Annotated in this window: 22 protein-coding genes; 9 read left to right on the top strand and 13 right to left on the bottom strand. The window is 70.6% G+C overall.

Annotated elements, in window-relative coordinates; translation table 11 throughout:
- Positions 1-18: 18 nt before the first annotated feature.
- The 3 genes from NO345_RS08900 to NO345_RS08890 all read left to right on the top strand — a co-directional run bounded on the left by NO345_RS08900 (position 19) and on the right by NO345_RS08890 (position 4,541).
- Positions 19-513 (top strand): metallophosphoesterase family protein, encoded by a 495-nt coding sequence (locus tag NO345_RS08900; RefSeq protein WP_256298437.1) that lies wholly within the window; start codon positions 19-21, stop codon positions 511-513.
- A 69-nt stretch (positions 514-582) separates the two neighbouring features.
- Complete coding sequence (locus tag NO345_RS08895) at positions 583-1,782, top strand: MFS transporter (RefSeq protein ID WP_256298435.1); 1,200 nt, start codon at positions 583-585, stop codon at positions 1,780-1,782.
- Positions 1,783-1,850: 68 nt separating this feature from the next.
- Positions 1,851-4,541 carry a cation-translocating P-type ATPase gene (locus NO345_RS08890; protein WP_256298433.1) on the top strand — a complete coding sequence of 897 codons (2,691 nt, stop codon included), beginning with the start codon at positions 1,851-1,853 and terminating at the stop codon, positions 4,539-4,541.
- Here NO345_RS08890 and NO345_RS08885 read toward each other — a convergent pair.
- The 3 genes from NO345_RS08885 to NO345_RS08875 form a co-directional block, all read right to left on the bottom strand.
- A complete protein-coding gene (locus NO345_RS08885; RefSeq protein WP_256298431.1) occupies positions 4,519-5,100 on the bottom strand; it encodes a VIT1/CCC1 transporter family protein in 582 nt (193 codons plus the stop codon). The genes NO345_RS08890 and NO345_RS08885 overlap by 23 nt on opposite strands.
- A 2-nt stretch (positions 5,101-5,102) precedes the next feature.
- Positions 5,103-5,390: a DUF211 domain-containing protein gene (locus tag NO345_RS08880; RefSeq protein ID WP_256298429.1), complete on the bottom strand. Its 288-nt coding sequence runs from the start codon at positions 5,388-5,390 to the stop codon at positions 5,103-5,105.
- Positions 5,391-5,482: 92 nt separating this feature from the next.
- On the bottom strand, positions 5,483-7,405 hold the full coding sequence (locus NO345_RS08875) for a CocE/NonD family hydrolase (RefSeq protein ID WP_256298427.1): 1,923 nt from the start codon (positions 7,403-7,405) through the stop codon (positions 5,483-5,485).
- A 277-nt stretch (positions 7,406-7,682) separates the two neighbouring features.
- On the opposite strand from NO345_RS08875, the gene NO345_RS08870 reads away from it, so the two are divergent.
- The 3 genes from NO345_RS08870 to NO345_RS08860 all read left to right on the top strand — a co-directional run bounded on the left by NO345_RS08870 (position 7,683) and on the right by NO345_RS08860 (position 11,121).
- Positions 7,683-9,299, top strand: coding sequence for a uracil-xanthine permease family protein (locus NO345_RS08870; protein ID WP_438266761.1), 1,617 nt, complete (start codon positions 7,683-7,685; stop codon positions 9,297-9,299).
- 104 nt (positions 9,300-9,403) lie between these two features.
- Positions 9,404-9,826, top strand: a complete 423-nt coding sequence (locus NO345_RS08865) for a hypothetical protein (RefSeq protein WP_256298425.1) — start codon at positions 9,404-9,406, stop codon at positions 9,824-9,826.
- Between the two features lie 53 nt (positions 9,827-9,879).
- Complete coding sequence (locus tag NO345_RS08860) at positions 9,880-11,121, top strand: molybdopterin molybdotransferase MoeA (RefSeq protein WP_256298423.1); 1,242 nt, start codon at positions 9,880-9,882, stop codon at positions 11,119-11,121.
- A 35-nt stretch (positions 11,122-11,156) separates the two neighbouring features.
- Here the strand turns inward: NO345_RS08860 and NO345_RS08855 are convergent, their stop codons facing one another.
- Positions 11,157-11,756 (bottom strand): NUDIX domain-containing protein, encoded by a 600-nt coding sequence (locus NO345_RS08855; RefSeq protein ID WP_256298421.1) that lies wholly within the window; start codon positions 11,754-11,756, stop codon positions 11,157-11,159.
- A gap of 119 nt (positions 11,757-11,875) precedes the next feature.
- Here NO345_RS08855 and NO345_RS08850 point away from each other — a divergent pair, with 119 nt between their 5' ends.
- A complete protein-coding gene (locus NO345_RS08850) occupies positions 11,876-13,081 on the top strand; it encodes a CaiB/BaiF CoA transferase family protein (protein WP_256298420.1) in 1,206 nt (401 codons plus the stop codon).
- A gap of 95 nt (positions 13,082-13,176) precedes the next feature.
- Entirely contained in the window at positions 13,177-13,890 is a 714-nt protein-coding gene (locus tag NO345_RS08845; protein ID WP_256298419.1) for a TIGR00266 family protein, read from the top strand.
- Between the two features lie 22 nt (positions 13,891-13,912).
- On the opposite strand, the gene NO345_RS08840 is transcribed toward NO345_RS08845, so the two are convergent.
- Together NO345_RS08840 and NO345_RS08835 are read right to left on the bottom strand one after the other, a co-directional pair.
- The gene (locus NO345_RS08840) at positions 13,913-14,599 is read right to left on the bottom strand and encodes an alpha/beta hydrolase (RefSeq protein WP_256298417.1); all 687 of its coding nucleotides are present in this window, start codon (positions 14,597-14,599) and stop codon (positions 13,913-13,915) included.
- Positions 14,600-14,602: 3 nt separating this feature from the next.
- The gene (locus NO345_RS08835) at positions 14,603-15,556 is read right to left on the bottom strand and encodes a VOC family protein (protein ID WP_256298415.1); all 954 of its coding nucleotides are present in this window, start codon (positions 15,554-15,556) and stop codon (positions 14,603-14,605) included.
- A 110-nt stretch (positions 15,557-15,666) separates the two neighbouring features.
- On the opposite strand from NO345_RS08835, the gene NO345_RS08830 reads away from it, so the two are divergent.
- The gene (locus tag NO345_RS08830; protein WP_256298414.1) at positions 15,667-16,260 is read left to right on the top strand and encodes a hypothetical protein; all 594 of its coding nucleotides are present in this window, start codon (positions 15,667-15,669) and stop codon (positions 16,258-16,260) included.
- Between the two features lies 1 nt (position 16,261).
- Here the strand turns inward: NO345_RS08830 and NO345_RS08825 are convergent, their stop codons facing one another.
- The 7 genes from NO345_RS08825 to NO345_RS08795 all read right to left on the bottom strand — a co-directional run bounded on the left by NO345_RS08825 (position 16,262) and on the right by NO345_RS08795 (position 24,400).
- Positions 16,262-17,488, bottom strand: a complete 1,227-nt coding sequence (locus NO345_RS08825; RefSeq protein WP_256298413.1) for an MFS transporter — start codon at positions 17,486-17,488, stop codon at positions 16,262-16,264.
- Between the two features lie 68 nt (positions 17,489-17,556).
- Complete coding sequence (locus NO345_RS08820; protein WP_256298412.1) at positions 17,557-17,781, bottom strand: DUF8119 family protein; 225 nt, start codon at positions 17,779-17,781, stop codon at positions 17,557-17,559.
- Between the two features lies 1 nt (position 17,782).
- On the bottom strand, positions 17,783-18,247 hold the full coding sequence (locus NO345_RS08815) for a universal stress protein (RefSeq protein ID WP_256298410.1): 465 nt from the start codon (positions 18,245-18,247) through the stop codon (positions 17,783-17,785).
- Between the two features lie 2 nt (positions 18,248-18,249).
- Positions 18,250-19,932 (bottom strand): VC_2705 family sodium/solute symporter, encoded by a 1,683-nt coding sequence (locus NO345_RS08810; protein WP_438266767.1) that lies wholly within the window; start codon positions 19,930-19,932, stop codon positions 18,250-18,252.
- 107 nt (positions 19,933-20,039) lie between these two features.
- Entirely contained in the window at positions 20,040-20,462 is a 423-nt protein-coding gene (locus NO345_RS08805; RefSeq protein WP_256298407.1) for a DUF4212 domain-containing protein, read from the bottom strand.
- A 79-nt stretch (positions 20,463-20,541) separates the two neighbouring features.
- Complete coding sequence (gene acs / locus NO345_RS08800) at positions 20,542-22,530, bottom strand: acetate--CoA ligase (RefSeq protein WP_256298405.1); 1,989 nt, start codon at positions 22,528-22,530, stop codon at positions 20,542-20,544.
- 220 nt (positions 22,531-22,750) lie between these two features.
- Positions 22,751-24,400 carry a bacterio-opsin activator domain-containing protein gene (locus tag NO345_RS08795; protein ID WP_256298403.1) on the bottom strand — a complete coding sequence of 550 codons (1,650 nt, stop codon included), beginning with the start codon at positions 24,398-24,400 and terminating at the stop codon, positions 22,751-22,753.
- Positions 24,401-24,414: the final 14 nt, after the last annotated feature.

Below are 24,414 nucleotides of genomic sequence, written 5' to 3'. Positions count from 1 at the left end.
ACCGACACGAGAGAGGATATGCAGGTCGCCATCATCTCGGATTCGCACATCCCCGACCGCGAGGAGTCGATTCCGGCGGCGCTCCGCGAGCGAATCGCCACCGCCGACCACGTGCTCCACGCCGGCGACTTCACGAGCACCGACACGCTGGCCACGGTCCGCGAACTCGCGAGCGAGCTGACCGCCGTCCACGGGAACGTAGACGGCGACGACATCGACCTCCCCTCCGTCGCATCGGTCGAGCTCGGCGGCGTCACGTTCGTCGTGACCCACGGGACGGTGCGGTCGCTCGAGGACTGGTACGACACCATCGCCGAGACGGCACGGGAACACGCCGACGAGCCCCGCGTCGGCGTCGGCGGCCACACCCACCGGCTGGAGGACCTGGTCCACGACGGCGTTCGCCTGCTGAACCCCGGCTCGGTGACCGGCGCGGACCCCGCGACGGCCGCGACGATGCTCACCGCCGAGGTCGAGGCCGGCGAGGTCGAGGTGACGGTACACGAGCGATGAGCGAAGTCGGCTCCCGTGACCGACCGCCAACGCCGGAACGCCCTTGTCCCTCCCCGAGCAACGGAGGGCGTGAGCGACGCATCGGCCGCTGGTGAAACCGCAACCGAGCCCGCCGACACGGTCCGCGAGGGTCTCCCCCGTCGCGCCATCCTCGTCCTCGGCACGGGCCTGTTCGGGCTCGGGCTCACCGTCGGCGGCTACGGCGCGGTGGTCCCGGTGCTCGTCGAGCGCGGCGTCCCAGCCGACGTTGCGGGGGCCGGCACCAGCGCGTTCCTGCTCGGACAGGCCCTCGCCGTGCTCCCGGCCGACCGGCTCACCCGGCGGTACGCGCCGCGGAGCGTCGCCGCCGGTGGGTTCGTCCTCGCTGCCGTCGGCGCGGCGCTGCTCGCGAGCACGACCGTCGCAGCCGTGCTGGCCTCCCGGGCCCTCGTCGGCCTCGGCCAGGGTGCCGCGTTCGTCGCGGCGATGATCCACGTCGGGCGGCTGACGACCGGGGACGACACCGCGACCGCCCAGGGACTGCTCGGCGCGGGCTTCACGCTCGGCTTCGCGGTCGGGCTCGCCGCGGGGCCCGGCGTCATCGCCCGACTCGGAACCGTTGCACCGGCGCTCGTCTCCGCGGCCGTCGTCGCAGTCGGCGGCGTCGGCGCACTCGCCCTCGGTCGGGCCACCTCGTCGTGGGGCGTGCCGTCGGTCGAGGGCTACCTCCGGGCGCTCCGGGAGCCGGTCGCCGCGACGCTCGCACTGGGCAACGCCGCGACGTTCGGCTTCCTCATCGTCGCCGGCACGTGGTACGCCGACCTGCTCGCGGGGGCCGCTGTCCCGGCGACGGCGGTGCTGGTCGGCTTCGCGCTCGCGACCGTCGCCGGACGCGCGGCCGGCGGCGTGCTCGCGGCCCGGGTGGGCGAGGCCGCCACGGTCGGCTGGTCGCTCGTCGGGCAGACCGTCGTCCTCGGCGGGACCGCGGCGGCCGTCGCGGCGGACCGACCGTCGCTCGTCGCCGTCGGCGTCGTGCTGACGGGGCTCGGGTTCGGCGTCCCGTTCGGCCCGCTTTTCGCGCTGGCGTTCACGGAGATCGCGCCCGACCCGGGCGTCACGCTCGTCGGGATGCTCGTCGTCGGCAACCTCGCCGCGCTCGCGTACCCGTGGCTCGTCGGGCGCGCGCTGGTCGCCACGGGGACGTTCGCGGTCGGCCTCGGCGCGATGGCAGTGACGGTCGGTGGCGTCGCGCTGCTGTGGACACGGACCGTCGGGCTGGCGCGCCACTGACGAACGGTCGGCGGTGCCGGCGACACTAACGCTAACTTCCCGGGCCCCGTCATCCCATCCGACACGAGATGCCCTGGCACACCGAGGACGTCGAGGCGGTGTTCGAGTCGGTCGACTCGTCGCCCGAGGGGCTCGACACCGACGAGGCGGCCCGCCGGCTCGAGGAGCACGGGGCGAACGAGATCCACACCGGGGCGGCCCGCGGCCCGCTCCGGGTGTTCCTCGCGCAGTTCACCAGCGCGCTCATCTGGGTGCTGATCGCGGCCGCCGCGCTCTCGCTCGTCGTCGGCCACGCCGTCGACGCGATCCTCATCGGCATCATCCTGCTCGCGAACGGGGTGTTCGGCTTCGTCCAGGAGTACCGCGCGGAGCAGAGCCTCGAGGCACTGCGGGAGCTGTCGGCACCCGAGGTCGTGGTCCGGCGCGGCGGGGAGGAGCGGAGCGTCCCGGCGACCGAGCTCGTGCCGGGCGACGTGCTCGTCCTCGGCGAGGGCGACGTGGTGCCCGCCGACGCGCGCCTCGTCGAGACACACTCCATCGAGGTCGACGAGGCCGCGCTCACCGGCGAGAGCGTCCCCGTCTCGAAGTCGACCGGGACGCTGCCGGCGGAGACGGCGCTCGCGGAGCGGTCGAACACCGTCTACCGGGGGACGAGCGTCACCCGCGGCCGCGCCGATGCGGTCGTCGTCGGCACCGGCATGGAGACCGAGATGGGTGCCATCGCGACCGAGCTGCTCGGTGCGGAGGAGACCCAGACACCGCTCCAGCGCAGCCTCGACGCGCTCGGCCGCCGGCTCGGCGTCGCCGTCATCGTGCTCGCCGCCATCGTCATCCCCGTGCTCGTCTACGGCGGCACGTCGTGGGTGCAGGCCGGGCTGACCGGCGTCTCGCTCGCCGTCGCCGCCATCCCCGAGGGGCTACCCGCCATCGTCACGCTGACGCTCGCGCTCGGGGTCAGGAAGATGGCCGACGAGAACGCGCTCGTCCGCACCCTCCCGGCGGTCGAGGCGCTCGGTGCCGTCGACGTCGTCTGCACCGACAAGACCGGCACGCTCACCGAGGGCGAGATGCGCGTCCAGGCCGGCTGGGTGTACGACGAGACGGTCGACCTGGAGGAGGGGTCGGGCGATGGTGACGCCGACCCCGGCGCGCCCGCCAGCGACGGTGGCGAGATGCCCGAAACCGCCGAATCGGTCGCGGCCGCCGGGACGGGCGACCGGGTGGGTCTCCTGCTGGAGATCGGCGCGCTCTGCAACGACGCGACGGCCGAGGACGGCGACCCCACCGAGCGGGCGCTCGTCGCGGCCGCCGCCGACCACGGTATCGACGTCGCGGCGCTCCGGGACGAACGCGAGCGCGTCGACGAACTGCCGTTCTCCGCGGAGCGCAAGCGCATGGCGACCGTCCACGACGACGTGGTGTACGTCAAGGGCGCACCCGAGGTCGTCCTCGAACGCTCGACCCGCATCCTCGGCGACGACGGCCCGGTCGAACTCGACGACGCCGGCAGGGACCGGATCCGCGAGCAGGTGGAGACGTTCGCCGCCGACGCCCTTCGGGTGCTCGCGTTCGCGTACAAACCACGAGACGACGACGGGGATATCGACGAGAACCTCGTCTTCGTCGGCCTCCAGGGGCTGATGGACCCGCCACGGAGGGAGGTCCGTGACGCCATCGCCGACACCCACCGCGCCGGCATCGGCGTGAAGATGATCACCGGCGACAACGCGGTCACTGCGGCCGCGGTCGCCCGCGAGGTCGGCATCGAGTCCGACGTGATGACCGGGAGCGAGGTCGCCGAGCTCTCCGAGTCCGAGCTGCAGGACCGCGTCGAGGAGATCGACGTGTTCGCCCGCGCCGAGCCCGTCCACAAGGTGCGCATCCTGCAGGCGCTGCAGGCGCTCGGCTACTCCGTGGCGATGACCGGCGACGGCGTCAACGACGCGCCGGCGCTGAAGAACGCCGACGTGGGCATCGCCATGGGCATCCGGGGCACCGACGTGGCCAAGCAGGCCAGCGACATCGTCCTGCTCGACGACAACTACGCGACCATCCGCACCGCCATCAGCCGCGGGCGGAAGATATTCGACAACGTCTGGAAGTTCGTCGCGTACCTGCTCAGCGCGAACGCCGCCGAGGTCGCGCTGGTGTTCATCGCCTCCCTGTTCGGCTACCTCGTCCTCCCGGCGGTCCAGCTGCTCTGGATCAACCTGCTCACCGACGGCCTGCCCGCGCTCGCGCTCGGGACCGACCCCGCCGGCGACGTGATGGAACGCGAGCCGCGCAGCCGCGACGCCGGCATCATCGACCGCGAGATGCTCACGTTCATCGGCGGCGCGGGCCTCGTCGTCACCGTCGTCATGCTCGGCCTGCTCGTCTACGTCCTCGACGGTGCGGCCAGCGTGACGCCGTACGCGATGACGATGGTGTTCACCGGCTTCGTCGTCTTCGAGTTCCTGAAGCTGTACGTCGTCCGCTGGTCGCGGGACACGCCGCTCGTCTCGAACCGGTGGCTCGGGCTCGCCGTCGCCGCGTCGCTCGCGCTGCACCTGTCGGTGCTGTACACGCCGCTCTCGGAGTACTTCGGCACCGTCCCGCTCGGCCTCGCCGACTGGGGCGTCCTCGGCGCGGCGCTGCTCGTCGGGCTCGGCCCGTTGCTGGGTGTCGGCTGGCTGGTGAAACGCCACACCGGCCACCACGACGACGGGGCCGGCAGCGATGGCGACGACGCCGACCTCAGCCCGGGAGCAGCAGGTTGATACCGGCGACGACGAGCCCCGCCAGCCCCATCCGGGCCGCCGAGACGTACCAGGGGTGCCCCGAGATGGAGCCCATGTACGCGCCGAACGTCGAGAGCACGCCGACGCCGAGGGCGACGCCGACGATGGCGGCCTCGACCATGCTGAACAGCGAGCCCTCGAACAGGAACGGCGAGAGCGGGACGAGGACCCCGAGCAGTGGTCCGAGCCCGCTCGCGATGGCGTGGAACAGTCGCGCGCCACTCTGCTCGCGCTGGATGCGCGTGTCGTCGAGGTCGGTGAGCATCGCCCGCTCCAGCCGTCTGATCTCGGCGCTCGTCTCGGCGCGCTCGATCTCCCAGACGCTCCAGACGGCCGACGTGGTGAGCCCGACGGCCGCGCCGAGTCCGATCTTCACGACCGTGATACCGTCGGGGACGCCGGTCAGCACCGCGCCGACGACGATGCCGACGCTCGTCAGCGTGCCGTCGAAGCCGTTCGAGATGAAGTACCGTCGGGCGATAGAGCGGACGTCCTCCTTGCCGAGCAGGCGCAGGAGGCGCTGGTATATCGAGGGCACGGTCAGTCCTGCGGGGTCCGGCGGTCCTCGACGACCCGTTCCCCGCAGGCGACCTCGTCGACCGAGTGGACCGTCGCGCCGATGGTCTCCACCCGCTCCTCGACCGCGTCGTAGTCGACGGCCGCGCCCTCGAAGGTGAGCTTGACGTTCTGGACCTCCCTGTCGAGTTCGACGAGCGACGACGTGACGCCGTCGACGCCGCCCAGGTCGGACAGCTGTTCGGTGAACTCGACGAGCGGCGGGTCGTGCGGTTTCAGGACGTCGATGACGAGGCGACGGACGGGAGCCATACGGGCACGTACTGGGGCCGAGGGCAAAAGCGTGGCCTCGGTTCCGGCCGGGCGGGAGTCGCCGACGACGGCCGGTCTCCTCGCCGACGGCCTCACTCCGTCGGCTGCACCGGCAGTTCGATGTGTGTCGGGTTGTCGGCCTCGTGGAAGACGGTGTTCTCGGCGACGCGCGTCTCGTCGCCGCCGTACAGCGGCCCGCCGGTGTTGTGGTTCACGTCGAAGCGCGGCCAGTTCGAGGAGGAGATGTCGAGCCGGATGCGGTGGCCGGCGTCGAAGCGGTTCGCGGTGTCGTAGGGCTCCATGTAGAACTCGTACACATCGCCGGCCTCGAGCAGGTCGGGCTCGTCGCGGTAGCCCCGGTAGCGCCCCCGGCAGATGGAGTCCGAGAGGTTGAGCGCGTAGCCGTCGGGGTAGTCCTCGCTCTCGGGATACTCGTCGATCAGCTTCGCGGTGAAGTCCGTGTCGGGGCCGTCGGTCGCGCCGTAGACGCGGACGCGGATGGGGCCGGCGATCTCGACCGGCTCGTCGAGCGGCGGCGTCCGGAACACCTGGACGTCGTCGCGGTCGGCGAGGGGACCGTAGGGCTCGCTCGCGCCGAACGTGTCCGCGTCGGTGCGCTGGTCGTAGCCCCCGCGTCCGGCGAAGTCGATGATGTTCCGGTCGCCGAGCGGGTACGCGCCGACGGGCTCGTCGCGGGGCTCGTAGGTCAGATAGGAGGAGGTGTTGCCGCCGATGGTCGGGACGGGGTCGTCCGGGTCGAACTCGTAGGTGGTCGCCGAATCGGCCGCGGTCGGTTCCTCGGTCGAGAGCGTGCCGTCCCCGTGGGCGTAGAACTTCGTCATCGCCGTGCCGGCTGGCGGCCACTCCTCGGCGCTGCGCCACTCGCCGCCGTGGAACAGGTTGCCGTCCTCCGTCCGGTGCCCGTCGCCGGTGCCCATCAGGAAGTACTCGACGCGGGGGTGGTCCCACGACTCCTCGCCGCGGAGGTAGTGGTCGAAGAAGCGCTTGCGCGTCTCGCGGTACTTCCTGGTGGCGTTCTCGCCGAACGCGAGGTCGCCGGCGGTCGGGTGCTCCCACGTCAGCGGCGGGAAGAGGAGCTGCTCGCTGTGGTCGTGGCCGCCGGGGAGCCGGGCGAGGTGGGTCCACGGCCCCATCAGCAGGTAGTGGTCCGCGTCCTTCCGGTCGGCGAGGCCGACGAAGTTGTCGCAGGTCGCGCCGGTGTAGGAGTCGTACCAGCCGCCCGAGTAGACGGTGGGAACGTCGGCGCTCTCGTCGTAGTGGCGTTCGAAGTTCACGCCGGGGTTCTGCCAGCGGTCGTCGCTCGCGCTGCCCGTCTCCATGATGTCGAACGCCCACTCCTCGTAGCCGGGGAGAGTGGCGAGTGCGGTCTCGCCGCGCTCGACCGGGCCATCTCTCAGCACCTCGCGGAAGTCCACGTCCGCGAAGGCCTGCTGCACGTCGGGGTCGGCGAGGCTCTCGTGGGCGAACCCGGCACCGAGGGTGAACGCCCAGGAGAGCCAGCGCTGCTCGAACGCGCCGTTGTGGCGGAACGTCTTCGTCCGGCCGTTGGCCGCGCCCATGTTGACGAACATCGCACCGAGTCCGTCGGGGTCCTGCGTGGCGAGCGCGCTCTGGACCCACGCGCCGTAGGAGGTGCCGAGCGTGGCGACCTGCCCGTCGCAGTAGTCGCGCTCGGCGAGCCACTCGACGGTATCCGCGCCGTCCGTGGCCTCGTTGACGTGGATGTCGAACTCGCCTTCGCTGTCGAAGCGCCCGCGTACGTCCTGGATGGCGATGACGTAGCCGCGGGAGGCGTACCACTCGCCGTGGCGGGTCCGGCCGCCGGTCTTGTCGTACGGCGTGCGGTCGAGGATGACGGGTCGCGGCTCGTCGATTGGCTCGTGGGTGTCAGGGTCCGCCGGCCGGTAGATGTCCGTCGCGAGTCCGGTGCCGTCCCGCGTCTCGATCATGACGTTCAGGTCGGCGTGCACGGCGTATCTCGGTTCGACTGTCATACACCCACACACCGCCACGGACTGCAAATAGCTTGCCCCCATATCGTTCCTGCCGGCCGGACATCGGGGCCGCGAGGGCCGACCGTACCTGCCCGCGGGACGCAACTAGTTCGGTCTGGACGGGCCCGGGAGGCCGGACTAACCCACCGATACTGCCTGTCACCCCCACCGAACGGCCGATTCCACCGACGAAACGACGACAGTTTTAATTATGATGTTTTTGATTGAAGGGGTATAGTGTGGCAGGTGGACACGTGACACACTATCGGAGGCACGTATGAGTAACGAAGACAACACTGACGATATGGACGAGCCGCCGATTCCCGAGGAGGCGCGAGCCGCCGCGGGCGGGGCGGAACAGTCCGATTTCGTAGAATACGGTATCGAAGACAAACCACCCTTGCTGGAGTCGATCTTCCTCGGGTTCCAACACTACCTCACCATGGTCGGCGCGACCATCGCCATCCCGCTCGTACTCGCGGGTGCGATGGGAATGCCGGCCGACGTGACCGCGAAACTCATCGGGACGTTCTTCGTGGTCTCCGGCATCGCAACCCTGGCACAGACCACACTCGGAAACCGCTACCCACTCGTACAGGGCGGGACGTTCTCGATGCTCGCACCCGCACTCGCCATCATCGGCGTCATCGCCAGCAGCGGCGGCGGGTGGGAGACGATGATACTGGAGCTACAGGGCGCGGTCATCGTGGCCGGTATCGCCGAGATATTCATCGGCTACCTCGGCGTCATGGGCTGGCTCAAGCGGCACATGGGCCCCATCGTCATCGCCCCGGTCATCGCGCTCATCGGGCTGGCGCTGTTCAGCACGCCGCAGATCACCACGGCCACGCAGAACTGGTGGCTGCTGGGCCTGACGGTGCTGCTCATCGTCCTGTTCTCGCAGTACCTCAACAACTACAACCGGGCGTTCCGGCTGTTCCCGGTCCTGCTCGCGCTCGTCGCGGCGTGGCTCGTCGCGGCCGTGCTGTCGGTCACCGGCGTCTACGCGGCCGGGACGTCCGGCTACATCAACTTCGACACGGTGACCAACGCAGAGCCCATCCTCGCCATCTACCCGCTGCAGTGGGGGATGCCGCAGTTCACCGGCTCGTTCATCATCGGCATGTTCGCCGGGATGCTCGCGTCGGTCATCGAGAGCTTCGGTGACTACCACTCCGTCGCCCGCATGGCCGGCAAGGGTGCACCGAACGCCCGCCGCGTCAACCACGGCATCGGCATGGAGGGTATCGGCAACACGTTCGCCGGGCTCATGGGGACCGGCAACGGCTCGACCTCGTACACGGAGAACGTCGGCGCGATCGGTATCACCGGCGTCGCCTCCCGGTACGTCGTCCAGATCGGTGCCATCGTGATGCTCTTCGTCGGCTTCGTCGGCTACTTCGGCCAGCTGGTCGCGACCATCCCGAACCCCATCGTCGGGGGGCTGTTCCTGGCGATGTTCGGGCAGATCGCGGCGGTCGGCCTCTCGCAGCTGAAGTTCGTCGACCTCGACAAGAACCGGAACGTGTTCATCATCGGCATCGCGCTGTTCGCCGGCCTCGCCATCCCGGCGTACATGGGTAACGTCGGCGGCGCGACCGCGTTCCAGACCGGGCTGGCGGGCGAGTTCCCGTTCACCCTGCTCGAGGGCGTCGAGGTGGCCGGCGTCTCGCCGCTCGGCATCATCGCGACGACGACGTTCGTCATCGGCAGCACCGGCATGGCCGTCGGTGGCATCGTCGCGTTCGTCCTCGACAACACCATCCCCGGCACCCGCGAGGAGCGCGGGCTGACGACCTGGGAGGACATCACCGAGGACGCGGACGACTTCAAGCCGTTCTGGGAGCGCATGGGCGGCGGCGACGACGAGAGCCCCGCACCCGGCGGCGACTGACCGCGACCGTTCGCACAGCCACACCCCTTCTTTCGACATCGTCCCGCCAGCGACAGCCCGCCCCACCGCAACAGTCACGGGCCTGGGGGTCGCGAGAGGGGAACGTGCAAGCGTCGGAGATAGAGGCGAACCTCGAATACAGGGGACAGCTGCGCGACGGCGGCTGGGTCGGCGTCACGCCGGACAGGCTCGCCGTCGTCCACCGGAACGAGAACCCGGTGTACGTCGAGTTCGACCAGATCGAGACCATCCACGTCGAACCGCTGGACTGGTTCCTCGTCATCATGAGCCTCGCGCTCGTCGGCTTCGGCCTCTTCTCCATCCCGCGGAACCTCATCGCCGGGGTCGGCTTCTGCGTCGCCGGCGGCGTCAGCCTCTACATCACCTACGGCCGCCGCGACCGCGTCCGCGTCAGCGCCGAGGGTGAGACCGACGACCTCACCATCTACCCCGAGGACGTGGAGGCGCTGAAAGGTGCGCTCGACCCCTACGTCGAGGGCTCTGCTGGCTGGGAGCGGACGAGCTGAGCCGCACGCCCGTCGCGCCAACCGTTAACACGAACGCCGGCGAACCAACCGGCATGACCGACGACCTCCCCACTCGCGACCGCGCCGCCGAGCAGGTGCTCTCGCTGCGCGCAGACGCGCTGGCCGCCCGTGCGACGGAGCCCGTCAGTCCCGACGCCGTCGCGGGCCGGACCCTCGCCGAACCCGTCGACGCGCCCGCCGACGTGCCGCCGCAGGACTACGCGACGATGGACGGCTTCGCGTTCGACGCCGCCGACGACTACCCGCTCACCGTCGTCGGTAGCGAGGTGACACCCGACGACGACCCGCCCGAACTCGACCCCGGCGAGGCCGTCCGCATCGCCACCGGCGCGCCGCTGCCCGAACGGGCGACCGTCGTCGTCAAGCGCGAGGACACGACCGTCGCCGACGGTGAACTCACCGGACCGGACCTCGCGCCGGGCACGCACGTCTACGGGCGCGGGAGCACCGTCCAGGCGGGCGAGCAGGTGTTCGAAGCCGGCGAGCGGCTCTCGCCGAAGGACGCCGTGCTGCTGGACGACCTCGGCGTCGAGTCCGTCACGGTCCGCGAGCGCGGCTCCGTCGGCGTCGTCGCCACCGGCACGGAGATCCACGAGGGGAGCCAGCCCGACCGCGACTCGAACATGCTGCTCGGACTGGCGCGCTCCTGGGGCCACGGGGCGACGTTCGCCGGCACGGCACCAGACGACCCCGACGCGGTACGGACGCTCCTGACGGACGCGGCCGAGCGCCACGACGTCGTCGTCTCGACGGGCGGGACGAGCGTCGGCCACGGCGACCACGTCGTCGACGCCCTCGCCGACCTCGGCGAGCTCGTCGTCCACGGCGTCGCGCTCCGACCCGGCAAGCCCGTGACGGTCGCTCGCCTTCCGGAACAGGGTGCCGTGGCGGTCGCACTGCCTGGAAAACCGGTCGCCGCCCACACCGCCGCCTGCCTCGTCGCGCGGCCGCTGTTCACCGGCTCGGCGTCGCTCCCGACGCTCCCGGCGGCGGCGACCGTCGACCTCGACGTGTCCGAGGCCGACGCCATCGGTGGCGAGGGAGTGGTGTACGCCGTACCCGTCGTACTCGACGAAGGACAGACGGCGACGACCCGGAACGCGACGCCGCTCGGGCACCCCGACTCCGGATTCGCCATCTACGATCGGACGTTCGACCCGAGCGTGCTGGCCTCGTCCACGCGGGCGACACGGGCCGATGGGGTGGTCCTCACGCAGGACGGGTTCGCGGCCGACGAGACGGTCGACGTGGTGCCGTACGGGGCGCTGGAGTAGCGGCGCTGGCGTAGTGGCGACCGCACAGACGGCTATCAGTACGTGCGGCCGGGCGGCGTCGACGGCGGTCGACACGCCGCCAGCGCACTCTTCGCCTCCGCGACCAGCCACTCCAGACTGTCGCCGAAGCGCTGGACGTGCGTGAACTTCAGCTCGTGCGCCGGGGCCGCCAGTTCGTCGGGCGTGAAGAAGCGCGCGTCGGTGGCGTCCGAGGCCGCCGCGACGTTGCCCGTGGTGTCGCCCCGGTGGATTGCGTAGTCGATCCCGACCATGTACTGCTCGTCGGCGGGCTCGCCCGCCTCGTCGAAGAAGTAGACGAGTTCGGCCGGGTCGACTGACAGCCCGGTCTCCTCCGCGAGTTCGCGGGCGACGCCCTCGCGCGGCGTCTCCCCGAGTTCGATGCGGCCGGAGGGCAGCTTCCACTCGCCGGGCGATCGGAAGTCCTCGACGAGCAGCACGCCGTCGCCGTCGATCACCGCCACGCTCCCGCCGGGCGTCGGGTTGTAGAACACGTAGTCGTCGCACGACTCGCAGCGGTAGACCGCCGCCGTCTCCGCGGCATCGCTGGCCACCGGCGAATCGACGGGGGCGACGGCGGTGCCACAGTACGGGCAGTGCGTTGGTGGCTGGTTCATCGCTAGCGTGGCACATGGTACGAGAACATGTAGCTCTGCCGTCGAATCGTTCGTGAGGGATATACCGAGTACGGGACCGAAACGAACCTTTTTGCGCGTTCCCCTCGCGCATTGGTAGCATGAACCCGGACGGCCAGATACTCGACGGCATCACCGTGGTCGACCTGACGACGTTCGTCACGGGCGGCTTCGCGTCGCTGATGCTCGCGAACCAGGGTGCAGAGGTCATCAAGGTCGAACGCCCCGGCGTGGGAGACGACAACCGCCACTCGGGGCCACCGTTCATCGACGGCGAGTCGCCGTACTTCTGGACCATCAACTACGACAAGCGCAGCGTCGAACTGAACCTCAAGAGCGAGGAGGGCCTCGCGGCGCTGTACGACATCGTCGCCGAGGCCGACGTGTTCGTCCAGAACTACCGTCCCGGCACCGCCACGAAGCTCCACGTCGACGAGGACTCCATCCGCGAGGTGAACGACGACGTGGTGTACTGCGCCATCTCGGCGTTCGGCCAGACCGGACCGTGGAGCCAGCGGCCGGGCTACGACCTGCTCGTGCAGGGGATGAGCGGCATCATGAGCGTCACCGGCGAACCAGACGGCCGGCCCGTGAAAGTGGGGCTCCCGCAGACGGACCTCATCACGGCGATGTGGGCCGCCTTCGGCATCGTCACCGCGCTCTACCGGCGCGAGGTGACGGGCGAGGGCGAGTACATCGACCTCGCGATGCTCGACGCGACGCTGCCCTGGCTCACGAAGCAGGCCGGGAAGGTGTTCGCGGGCGAGCAGCCCCGCCGGATGGGCACGAAGGACCCCGTGCTCGCGCCGTACCAGACGTTCGAGACGGCCGACGGCCACCTCAACGTCGCCTGCCTCAACCAGAAGCTCTGGCGCGGGCTCTGTGACGCCATCGGCCGCCCGGACCTGGCCGACGACGAGCGGTTCGAGACGAACGCCGACCGCGTCGAGCACATGGACGAACTGGAGGCCGAACTCGCACCGGCGTTCGGCGAACGGACGACCGACGAGTGGATGGACGTGCTGGTCGAGGACGCGGGCATCCCCGCCGGTCCCGTGAACGAGCCCGAGGACGCGCTGTACAACGAGCAGACCGAGGCGCGGGGCGTGATGACGGAGCTCTCCGACGGCGAGCGCACGGTGCCGGTCATCGAGCACCCGCTGAACTACGGGCGGTCGGAGAGCGGCTTCGACCACCTCCCGCCGAAGCTCGGCGAGCACACCCGCGAGGTGCTCCGCGAGGTCGGCTACGACGAGGAGACGCTGGACGAGCTCGCCGCGACGGGCGCGTTCGGCGAGGTCGAGTGACCATCGCTCCTCGAATCCGGTATCGGTATTAAAAACCAGACCGATTGGCATCGGTATGAAAACATATTAGTGGAGTGCCACACGACTACGGGTGTATGGAGTTCGACATCCAGAAGCGACCCAGCAACGCGATCTTGCGGGTCACGATGGAGCAGGGGGAGTCGATCAGGGCCAAGACCGGCGCGATGGTCAGCCGGAGCGACACGATGGACACCGAGGCCAACGTCGGCGGTGACGGCGGGCTCGGTGGCATGGTCAAGAGCGCGGTCAGCAGCAGCAAGGATCTCATCACGAACGAGTTCACGGCGCGTGAGTCCGGCGCGAACGTCGTGCTCGCGCCCGACCACCCCGGCGACATCGTCGCGTTCGACCTCGGCGAGACCGGGCGCATCAAGTCCCAGTCGGGCTCGACGCTCGCGTGGGGGCCCGACGTGAACAAGTCCTCGGCGATGAACGAGACGGGGAACCTGTTCTCCTCGGGCCAGCTGAAGGTGCTCGCGCTCGACGGCACGGGCATGGCGTTCCTCTCGGCGTACGGCTCGGTGTACGAGGTCGACGTCTCGCCGGGCGAGCCGGCCATCGTCGACGAGGACCACCTCGTCGCCTGGACCGACGGCCTGAACCTCGACCGACAGAAGGACGGCGGCATCAAGTCCACGATGCTCGGCGGCGAGGGCTACGTCTCGAAGTTCTCCGGCGACGGCCGCGTCTGGCTCCAGACCCGGGACCCCATCGTCTTCCAGAGCATGGGCGGCGGCGAGGAGGGTGGCGGCGAGGACGACGGCCCGAGCGTCTCCGACTTCATCTGACCGGCGTCGCCGGCGGTCCGCCTCAGTCCGCCAGCAGGTCGTCCAGCAGTTCCCGGACGACCTCGAACTCGGCCTCCGAGATACCGTGCTCCAGCCCCGGCTCCACCCGGACGGTCACGTCGCCGTCGAGCGCACGGAGGCGGTCGGCCGTCGCCCGGACGCGCTCGACCGGGACGGACTCGTCGGCGTCGCCGGACCCGACGAACACCGGCGTCCCGGCGAGCGAGCCGCCCGGGTCGGCGAACCGCCTGTCGTCCGGTCCGGCGAAGCCGCCGGAGAGGACGACCACGCCGCCGAGCCGTCGCGGCTTCCGGCACAGGAGCTCCGTGACGACGGCCGCACCCTGCGAGAAGCCGAACAGTACCGTCCTCTCGGGCGGGATACCGGCGTCCGCGACCGCGACCAGCACGCGCTCGACGGCCCCGACCGCCGAGGAGAGGTGTGGCTCGTTGCGGTCGACATCGCCCCGGCCGTCGTACGGGAACCACCGGCTGCGCGACGCCTGCGGCGCGAAGAAGGCGACGCCGTGGCGGTAGAACGACCCGGCGAGGTTGACGACGCCGTCGGCGGTCGCGCCCCGCCCGTGGACGAGCACGACCGCGACCTCGGCCGCCATGCTGGGCGCGCCGGCGGTGACGACGGGCTGGTCGGCGTGCGGGTCCGGTCCCTCCTCACCGGCAGCAGCCGTGTCCTCCGCCTCGTCCGCCATGGCTCAGTTCAGCCCCGGTACGGAAAGCGGGGGGAGCTGGGACTCGATGAGCTCGCGGTCCTCCTCGAACCAGTCCGGCAGGACGAGCGACTCGCCGAGCGTCGCGACGTCCTCGTCGACCGTCAGGCCGGGCTCCTCGGTCGCCAGTTCGAACAGGACGCCGCCGGGCTCGCGGACGTACAGCGAGTGGAAGTAGTTCCGGTCGCGGACCCGCGAGACGTCGAAGTCGCGCTCGCGGAACAGCTCGTGCCACTCGTACAGCTCGTCGACGCCCCCGACGCGGACCGCGACGTGCTGGATGGTGCCGATGCCCTCGCGGCCGTAGTCGGCGGAGCGGTCGAGCACGTCGACGACGCTGGCGTGGTCGCCGCCGGCGCGGTAGCGGACGCGGGTGCCCTCGGACCCGGTATCCGGTTCCTCCCCGACCATCTCGAAGCCGAGCGTGTCGAGCATGCCGGCGGTGGCGTACGGGTTCGCCGACAGCGCGGTGACGCCGTGGACCCCCCGGATGGCGTGCTCGGTGGGCACGGAGCCGTCGCTCCACGGGGCGACCGGGCTGTCGCGCTCGACGAGTTCGATGCGGGTATCGGCCGGGTCCGAAAAGTGGAGCAGGCGCTCGTCGAAGCGCTCGACCGGCCCCGAGAACTCGACGGCGTGGTCGTCGAGGCGGTCGGCCCAGTACGCCAGCGAGTCCGGCGGGACGGCGAAGCCGACGGACTCCCACTGCGGCTTGCCGAGGCGTGCAGGCACGTCGTTCGGGTACGGGAAGCAGGTGAGGACGGTGCCCGGTTCGGCCGTCCCGTTGCCGTAGTAGAGGTGGTAGGCGAGCATGTTCTCGTAGTTCACCGTCCGCTTGACGAGCCGCAGGCCGAGCACCCCGACGTGGAACTCGACGTTCGTCTGGGCCTCGCCGACGATGGCGGTCACGTGGTGGATGCCGGGCGAGTCTGTGAGCATCGCGATGGTCGTGGTTCGCGGGCCGGCCGGATGTAGGTAGCGCCGGGTGTGGCACCACCCACCACGGCCCCGGGACAGCTTTTGGTACTCCCGCGAAACCGACGCCCACCATGGAGTACATCCCGACACTCCGCGAGTACTGCGAGTTCGGCCCGGAGCGTGTCTACCTGCTGCTCGCGCTGGCGCGGTCGAAGGAGAACGAGGCGCACGAGGGCCCGTCGGCCATCCGCAAGGTCGTCCGTGACGCCGACGACCTCGAACCCGCGGCTGCGGAGCTCGACCACGCCGTCTCGCGGTTCGACGCGACCTACCGGCTCTACCTCACGGCGAACGCCCGCAACACCCAGCAGGCGCTGTTCGCGCTCCGCCGGTCGATGGACGACTGGCTGGAGGCGCGGCTGAACGGCTCCACGGACGTGCTGCGGAAGTTCGGGCGGGTCGACGGCGAGTTCACGTCGACGCTGCAGTCCGACGGCTGCCGCGACGAGACCAACTTCGTCTTCGACCTGGACGACGCGACGGCGGTCGACGCCGACGCGCTCGAATCCGAGCTCCGCGAGCGGACCACGATTCGCCTCCGCAGGGAGACCCCGAACGGCTTCCACCTCGTCACCGACCCGTTCGACTACACCGGGCTGGTGACCGACGTCGAGTACGAGCTGAAGACGGACGGACTCGTGTTCGTCGCCTACCTCGACGGCTGAGTCAGTCCGCCGGCGCGTCGTCGACCTGCGGGTTCAGACTCCCGGTGTGGCTGTAGACGCCGACGAGGAGAACGAGCCCGGCCGCGAGCGGGAGGACGGCACAGGCCGCGTACACCGGGACGAAGCCGAACGTCTCGACGGCGGGGAGGCCGACGAGCGGGCCGAGCCCACCGCCGACGTCGCCGAGGACGTTGTTCGTCCCCGTCGCCCGGCCCATCCGGTCGCCGGGGGTTAGGTCCGCCAGCAGCGCGAGCAGCGGGCCGCCGACACCGCCCTGGCCCGCGCCGATGAGCAGACAGCCGACGAGCAGTCCGGCTGCGGTGTCGGCGACCGAGAGGGCGAGGAAGCCGGCGCAGGCGGCGACGAGGAACACGAGCACGATGGGGACCCGCGCACCGAGACGGTCGCTGAGGCTCCCGCCGACGAGCATGAACACGGAGCCGGCGAGCACCGTCCCCGCCATGAGGAAGCCCGAGGTGCCCTGTGCGGTGTAGCCGAGGACGGCGATGCCGCGCTCGCCGAGGAAGACGACGAGCGTCGAGAACAGCACGCCGACGTAGGAGAAGTAGAGCCCGAAGTTGACGAGTCCCGTCGTCAGCGCGGGGACGCTCGGGTCGATCTCCCAGGGCTTCACCGAGGACTGCACCTCGCTCGCGTGGGTCTCGGGGACGATGGCGTACGCGAGGCCGCTGGCGACGAGCGCGAACGCGGCGGCGACGGAGAACGCGACCGGGACGCTGTAGAGGTCGCTGACGACGCCGCCGAGGACGAGCCCCGCGGGGAAGCCGAAGGTGATGCCCGCCCGGACGAACCCCATGCTCGTGCCCCGCGACTTGGCCTCGCTCACGTCCGCGGTGATGGTGTACGCCGTCGCGAACACGAGCGCGCTGCCGAGCCCCCAGGCGATCCTGGCGAGCAGGAACCACGCCTCCGGGGCCGCAGACTCGATGGCGACGTTGTAGCCGAGCGTCGCCACCCCCTCGATGGCCAGCCCCGCGATGAACGGCTTCCGGGTACCGATCCGGTCGACGAGCGCACCGGCCGGTGCGTTCGCGAACAGCCGGACGAACCGGTTGGCGCTCAGGATGAGCCCGACCATGAACGACGAGATGCCGAGCACCGCGCCGAGGTTCGGCAGGATGGGGAAGACGACGCCGCCGCCGAAGCCGACGAAGAACGTACAGGCGATGACGGCGGCGACGACGGTGTGCGGTCGGGTGGCCCGCATGGTTCGGAGGTGTACGGGATGGCACAACTGTCCGTCGGTCCCGGCGAGCCGGGTGGAGCGGGTGCCCGCTACGACTCGCGGTCGCGCCCCCGGACAGCGTCCAGCGAGCCGAAGAAGCCGTAGTAGGCGACGACGCCACCGGCGAGCGCGAGGTGGTACGCCCACCGCGGGCTGCCGAGCCAACCGAACAGCGCGGTCACGACGGCGACCCAGACGACCGCGAACGCGAGGTCTGCGGCCATCCCGAACCGGTGCTCGCGGACGTGGTCGGCGAGGGCGGCGGTGTCGACCATCTCAGTCGTCCTCCCCGCGCTCGTCGACGACCATGACGGGGCGGTGCGTCGACCGCAGCACGTTCTCGGTCACGCTGCCGAGCAGTACCCGCCGGACGCCCGAGCGCCCGTGGCTGCCCATCACGACGAGGTCGACGTCGTGGTCCTCGGCGAAGTCGGCGATGACCCTGTGGGGCTGGCCCGCCCGGAAGTGCGCGGTCACGTCGACGCCGCGCTCGCGGCCGGCCTCGACGACGTGGTCGGTCGCCTCGCGGGCACGGGCCTCCAGTTCGTCCATCTCGCCGAAGCGGCCCGACCGGATGCGGTCGACCTGCTCGGTGCCGAGGCTCAGCTCCATCGCGTCGGTGTCGACGACGAACAGTGTGTGGACGGTCGAGTCGAACGCCTCCGCGATGGCGAGCGCGCGGTCGACCGCCAGCTCCGCCGTCGGGCTGCCGTCCGTGGGGATGAGGATGCTGTCGTACATGGTCACTCCTCCGTGGTGCCGCCGGTCTCCTCGGGCGTACCGGCCTCCGCGTCGGTCGCCGTCGCCGACGGGTCGGCGGAACGGCCGCCGTCGGTGACGGTCGTCCCGCCGTCGGTCGCGGCGACCTCCTCGGCGGACTGCTGCTGGCCCATCGGTTCGGGACTGTGGCACTGCCGGACGATGCGCTTTATCTCCTCGTCGGGCTCCTCCGTCGCCATCGAGACGAGGATGGTCACGGCGAAGACGATGGGCGTGCCCGCCAGCGCGGCCCCGATGGCCGGGAAGATGTCCGCATAGATCGGGACGATGGCCCCGCTCTCACCGGCCGCGTCGGCGAGGAAGCCGACGTACGCCGGGAGCACCTCGTTGACGATGGCGGCGGTCCAGATGAGCAGACCGGTCGTCATGCCGGCGAGTGCGCCCTGCCGGTTGGCGTTCTCCCACCAGAGCCCGAGGAAGAACATCGGGAACAGGACGAGCCCCGCGAGGGAGAAGGCGTAGGAGACGAGTTCGCCGACGAGTGCCGGCGGGTCGAGCGCGAACAGGGTGACGATGGCCCCGAGCGCGATGATGGTCGCGCGGCCCACGAGGAGCTGCTGACGCTGGGTCGCCTCGGGGTTGATGATGTTCGTGTAGATGTCGTGGGCGGCCGCCGAGGAGGCGGCGATGAACAGCCCGGCCGTGGTCGCGATGGCGGCAGCGATACCGCCGGCGGCGACGAGACCGACGAACCACGTCGGGAGGTTCGCGAGCTGGCTCGCCAGGACGACGATGACGTCGCCCTCCGCGCCGGACATCCCGTTCGCGCCGTACACCTCGCCGACCTGGTTCGCGTAGAGATCGGTGCCGAAGGCGGCGAACGCGGGTGCCGAGAGGTAGAGCAGGCAGATGAAGAACAGACCCCAGACCGTCGACCAGCGCGCGGTGCGCTCGCTCTCGACCGTGTAGAACCGGACGAGCACGTGCGGGAGCCCGCAGGTGCCGACGATGAGGCTGAACGCCGTGGCGATCCAGATGTAGACGCCGCCGGTCGCGAACGGCTCGGTGAACTCGGTGTCGAGCTGGGACAGCAGTGCGCCGTACTCCACCTGCGGGAGCACGGTCGAGTAGCCCTGGGTGAAGCCGACGGCGTAGAGGCCGGCGAGGAACGCGACGATGAGGATGACGTACTGCACCGCCATGTTCTTCGTCGCCCCGAGCATGCCGGAGAGGGCGAGGTAGCCGACCGTGATGCCCATCATCAGGATCACCATGGTGACGTAATCACCGCCGAAGACGTAGATGCCGACGAGCCCCATCCCGCGGGCCTGCCCGACCGAGTAGACGAAGCCGATGAGGATGGTCGTCAGTGCGGCGATGGCGCGGGCGGCGTCGGAGTCGAAGCGGTCGCCGACGAAGTCCGGCGCGGTGTACTTCCCGAACCGGCGCATCTGCGCGGCCAGGAAGATGAGCAGGATGAAGTAGCCCGTCGACCAGCCGACGACGAACGCCAGTCCGTAGTAGCCCGAGAGGGCGATGAGCGCGGCCATCCCGAGGTACGACGCGGCCGACATCCAGTTCGCGCCGATCGCCATGCCGTTCTCGACGTTGCCGATGGAGCGCCCGGCGACCCACAGGTCTTCCGTGTCGGCGACCCGGAACGCGTAGCCGATGCCGAGGAACAGCAGGAGCATCAGCGAGACCATGATCGCCGGGACGAGCTTGAACGAGGCGTTCAGCGCGTCCGGCAGGAGCTGGAGCGGTGCGAGCGTCGCGTCGCCGGCCGCGAGCGCCGGCTGTCCGGCCGCAACCGTCATTCGTCGACCCCTCCGTCGGTCGCGGCGACGGTGTCCGCGTCGCTACCGGGCTCCTCGTCGGTCGAGTGGTCGATGCCGTACTTCGCGTCCAGCTTGTCGCGCTGCCGTGCGTAGACGAACGAGAGCACCAGTGCGCCGCCCGGCGCACCGATGGCCGTCAGCAGGTAGTGCAACGGGAAGCCGATGAGCGTGGTGCTCGTCATGAGGTCCGTCGCGAAGTAGGTCGCGAGCACCGGCCCGAAGACGAACAGCGCCCAGGCGACGAACATCGCCCAGATGATCCTGAGGTGGTCGCGCATGAACGGCGTCGCGGGTTTGAACATGTGTACCTCCACGTCGAGGTAGTCGGCGGTGTCGTGACCGCCGTCGGTCTCGACGGGTGCGTGCGAATCTGTATCGTGAGTGTCGGTGTCTGCCATGGTTCGTGTCGTGGTGGTGTGTCGTGCGGTCGTGTGCGATGCAACAGCAAATGGCGAGTGGTGGTGGTGGAGCCCGCGCTTAGTCGTCGGCCACGCTCGCGGCGATGTCGTCGACGATGCCCGGGTTCCGCAGGGTCGAGGTGTCGCCGAGCTCCTCGCCGTTCGCGATGTCCTCCAGGAGCCTGCGCATGATCTTGCCCGAGCGGGTCTTCGGCAGTTCGGGCGTGAAGACGACGGCCTCGGGACGGGCGATGGGGCCGATGGCCTCCTCGACGCCCTCGACGATGGCGTCGCGGAGCTCTTCGTCGCCGTCGTGGGCGTCCTCGGTGATGACGTAGGCGTAGACGGCCTCGCCCTTCAGCTCGTGGTCGGCACCGACGACGGCGGCCTCGGCGACACCCGGGACGCCGACGATGGCGCTCTCGATCTCCATCGTCCCGAGCCGGTGGCCGGAGACGTTGACGACGTCGTCGACGCGACCGAGCACGGTGATGTAGCCGTCCTCGTCGACCTTCGCGCCGTCCTCCGGGAAGTACACCCAGTCGTCGGGGTCGTCGCTGTCGGTGTCCGAGTACTCCGCCCAGTACTCGCTGATGAACCGCTCGTCGTTGTTGTACAGCGTGCGGAGCATCCCCGGCCAGGGTTTGTTCACCGTGAGGTAGCCCGCCTGCCCCTCGTCGACCGGGTCGCCGTCGACGTCGACGATGCGGACGTCGAGGCCCGGGAGCGGCGGCCCGGCGGAACCGGGCTTCATCTCGCCGACGCCGGGCAGGGTGGTGACCATCATGCCGCCGGTCTCGGTCTGCCACCAGGTGTCGACGACCGGACAGGACTCGTCGCCGATGTGCTTGTAGTACCACTTCCACGCCCGGGGGTTGATGGGTTCGCCGACGGTGCCGAGCAGCCGCAGGCTCGACAGGTCGTGCCGGTCCGGGTACTCGCCGCCCCACTTCATGAACGCCCGGATGGCCGTCGGCGCGGTGTACAGCTGGGTGCAGTCGTACTCGTCGACGATCTCCCAGAGGCGGTCCTTCGCCGGGTAGTCCGGTGTCCCCTCGTACATGACCGACGTGGTGCCGAGCGAGAGCGGCCCGTAGACGATGTAGCTGTGACCGGTGATCCAGCCGATGTCGGCCGAACACCAGTACGTGTCCTCGGGCTCGATGTCGAGGACGGCCTGGCTGGTCCAGGTCACCCACGAGAGGTAGCCGCCGGTCGTGTGCTTCACCCCCTTCGGCTGGCCCGTCGTCCCCGAGGTGTACATCAGGAACAGCATGTCCTCGGCGTCACGGGAGACGGGTTCGACCGTCGCACCCTCGTTGGCCGCCACCAGGTCGGCGTACGCGTGGCCGTGCTCGCCCGTCGGGTGGTCGTAGGCGTCGCCGAGGCGGTCCACGACGACCGTCTCGACGTCGTGCTCGACGCCGGCGAGCCCGTCGTCGGCCTTCGCCTTGTGTTCGAGGGCGTCGCCGCGCCGGTAGTAGCCGTCGCAGGTGACGAGGTACTCCGAGTCGGCGGCGTTCATCCGCGTCGCGAGCGCGTCCGCCGAGAACCCGGCGAAGACGACCGAGTGCGGCGCGCCGATGCGTGCGCAGGCGAGCATGGCGATGGGCAGCTCCGGCACCATCGGCATGTACATCGTCACGACGTCGTCCTCCTCGACGCCGAGGTCGCGCAGCCCCGCCGCGAACTCGTTCACCTCGCGGTGGAGCTCTTCGTAGGTGTAGCTGCGGTCGGCCTCGTCGGTCGGCTCGCCGATCCACTCGATGGCGACCTCGTCGCCGCGCTCGTCGAGGTGCCGGTCGAGCGCGTTGTACGAGGCGTTCAGTTCGCCGCCCGTGAACCACTCGAAGAAGGGCGGGTTCGAATCGTCGAGCACCTGGTCGTAGGGCTCGTTCCAGTCGAGCAGGTCGGCCGCCGCCTCCCAGCAGTCGGGCCAGTTCGCCTCGAACTCGTCGTAGATACCCGGGTCCGAGACGTTGGCCTGCTCCACGAACGGTTCCGGTGGCTGAAACGCTGCCGTCTCCTCGAGCCGCGCCTCGAGGTCGACGTCGGGGTCGTCCGACATATGCCATCAGCCACCATGCCACGTAAAAAGCGGGGGCGCTAATCGGGGCGACCGGCAGTCGGGAACCGGGTGAACGCCCGTTCTCGGGCGCGCTGGCGTCTCAAACGCCCGTTCGGCCGGAGAGGGGATCTCCCGCGGCAGTAACCGTTGGTTGCGGCTCGACGACGGTGGTCTCTAGACAGTTAGCCGCCGGATGCGCTCGCCGGACACCGACCGCAGGTCAGCCCTCGAAGTACGCGTCGAGCAGCTTCGCCTGGGCCACCCGCAGGTGGTTGTGCAGCGTCGGCGAGGCCACGTCCAGCGAGTCAGCGAGCTCCTCGGCGGTCGACTCGCGGGGCCACTGGAAGTAGCCACCGTGGTACGCCGCCCGGAGGACCGCGGCCTGCCGTTCGGTGAGGTCGTCCCGCAGCGACGCCGAGAAGCCCGCGCCGGGGTCGACCGTGCGTTCGACGGTCTCCTTCGCGCCGAGGCCCGAATCCGGGTACCGCTCGGTCAGCCCGTCGACCACCGCGCGCACGTCGGCGTCGGTCGCGACCGTGGCGACGAGCGACCCGACGCCGTCCTCGGCGACGTAGGACTCGACGCGGGCGTCGAACTCGACGAGTCTCGACGCCGGCGAGTTCGACAGCGCGAGCTCGACGACGGGGCCGTCGACGGTGTCGTCGACGTAGCGCACCCGTTCGACGCGCTCGTCGTCGGCGAGGGAGTCGGAGACGGCGTCCGGCGTCGCCCCCGCGACGACGGCGTACAGCACCAGTCCGGGGCCGCCGGGGACGACGCCGGTCACCTCGACGCGGTCGGCCGGGCCGGTCGAGAGGTCGACGACGACGGCATCGCTGTCGCGGACGGTGAACCGGAGTTCCGTCACCACGTCGGCGACGAGCCGGCGACGGCGGCGGAGCGCGTCGAGCGCCCGGCCGGCCAGCCCGCCGAGCGCGACGAGTGCGTCCGTCTCGGCGTCGGCGACCGGACCCGCGACGCCCACGCCGAGCACGCGGTCCGCGCCCTCCGTCGCGCCGAAGGGCAGGCAGACCGCAACGTCGTCGCCAGCGAGGTCGAGGACGCGGTGTGTGCCGGAGCGCAGGACCGCGTCGAGGTCGTCCGCGTAGTCCGCGAGGAGGGTGTCGACGACGGCCCCGTCGAAGCCCGCGTGTGCCCGCCGTTCCAGCCCGTCGTCGGTCGCCCGCGCGACCCAGGCCGACTCGTAGCCCGCGACGCTCACGACCCGGTCGCAGAGCCGGGCGTACAGCTCCTCCGTCGTCGTCACGGCTCCGAGATCGCCTGCGAGCGTCGCGAGGAGGTCGACGGCGGCGCGCGACCGGGCCGACAGCTCGTCGTCGTCGTGGCCGTCGCCCCCGGAGAGCGCGGCCGCGAGCTCCACGCCCGAGGGCTCGTCGAGGTACGGTGCGAGCCCGGCCACGCCCTCGAACCCGGCCGCGGCGGCGACCACCCGTGGGTCGACGCCGGCCTGGAGGTGCCGGAGGACGAACTGCTCACGGAGGTCCCGACTCGACACGTCGGCGAAGCGCGCCTCGCCGGTCACGTCGGCGGCGCGGTCGGCGACCTCGCGGACGAGCATCTGTACCCGGCGCGGCGACACGTCGACGACGGGCTCGTCGGGCGCGCAGTCCGTCGCGTCGGCGTACAGCCGCAGGTCGTGCGCCACGTCGGCCGGCAGGAACGCCGTCCGGTCCGGGAGGTCGAGCAGGAACGCGTCGTCGACCGCGACGACCGAGTCCGGCGTCACCTGCGTCACCTCCGCTGGACGGAGTCCGGCCTCGGCACAGAGCCGGCAGACGAGGTCCTCGCGGTGGCTCTCGGCGTGCCGTCGGAGGCGGTCGTAGCCCGCGTCAGTGAGCGGTCGACCCATGTGTTTCGGCTATC

It is taken from the genome of Haloarchaeobius salinus, from assembly GCF_024464185.1.
Lineage (GTDB): Archaea > Halobacteriota > Halobacteria > Halobacteriales > Natrialbaceae > Haloarchaeobius > Haloarchaeobius salinus.
Note: the sequence above shows the minus strand (reverse complement) of the source record. Positions and strands in the feature narration are given on the sequence as shown.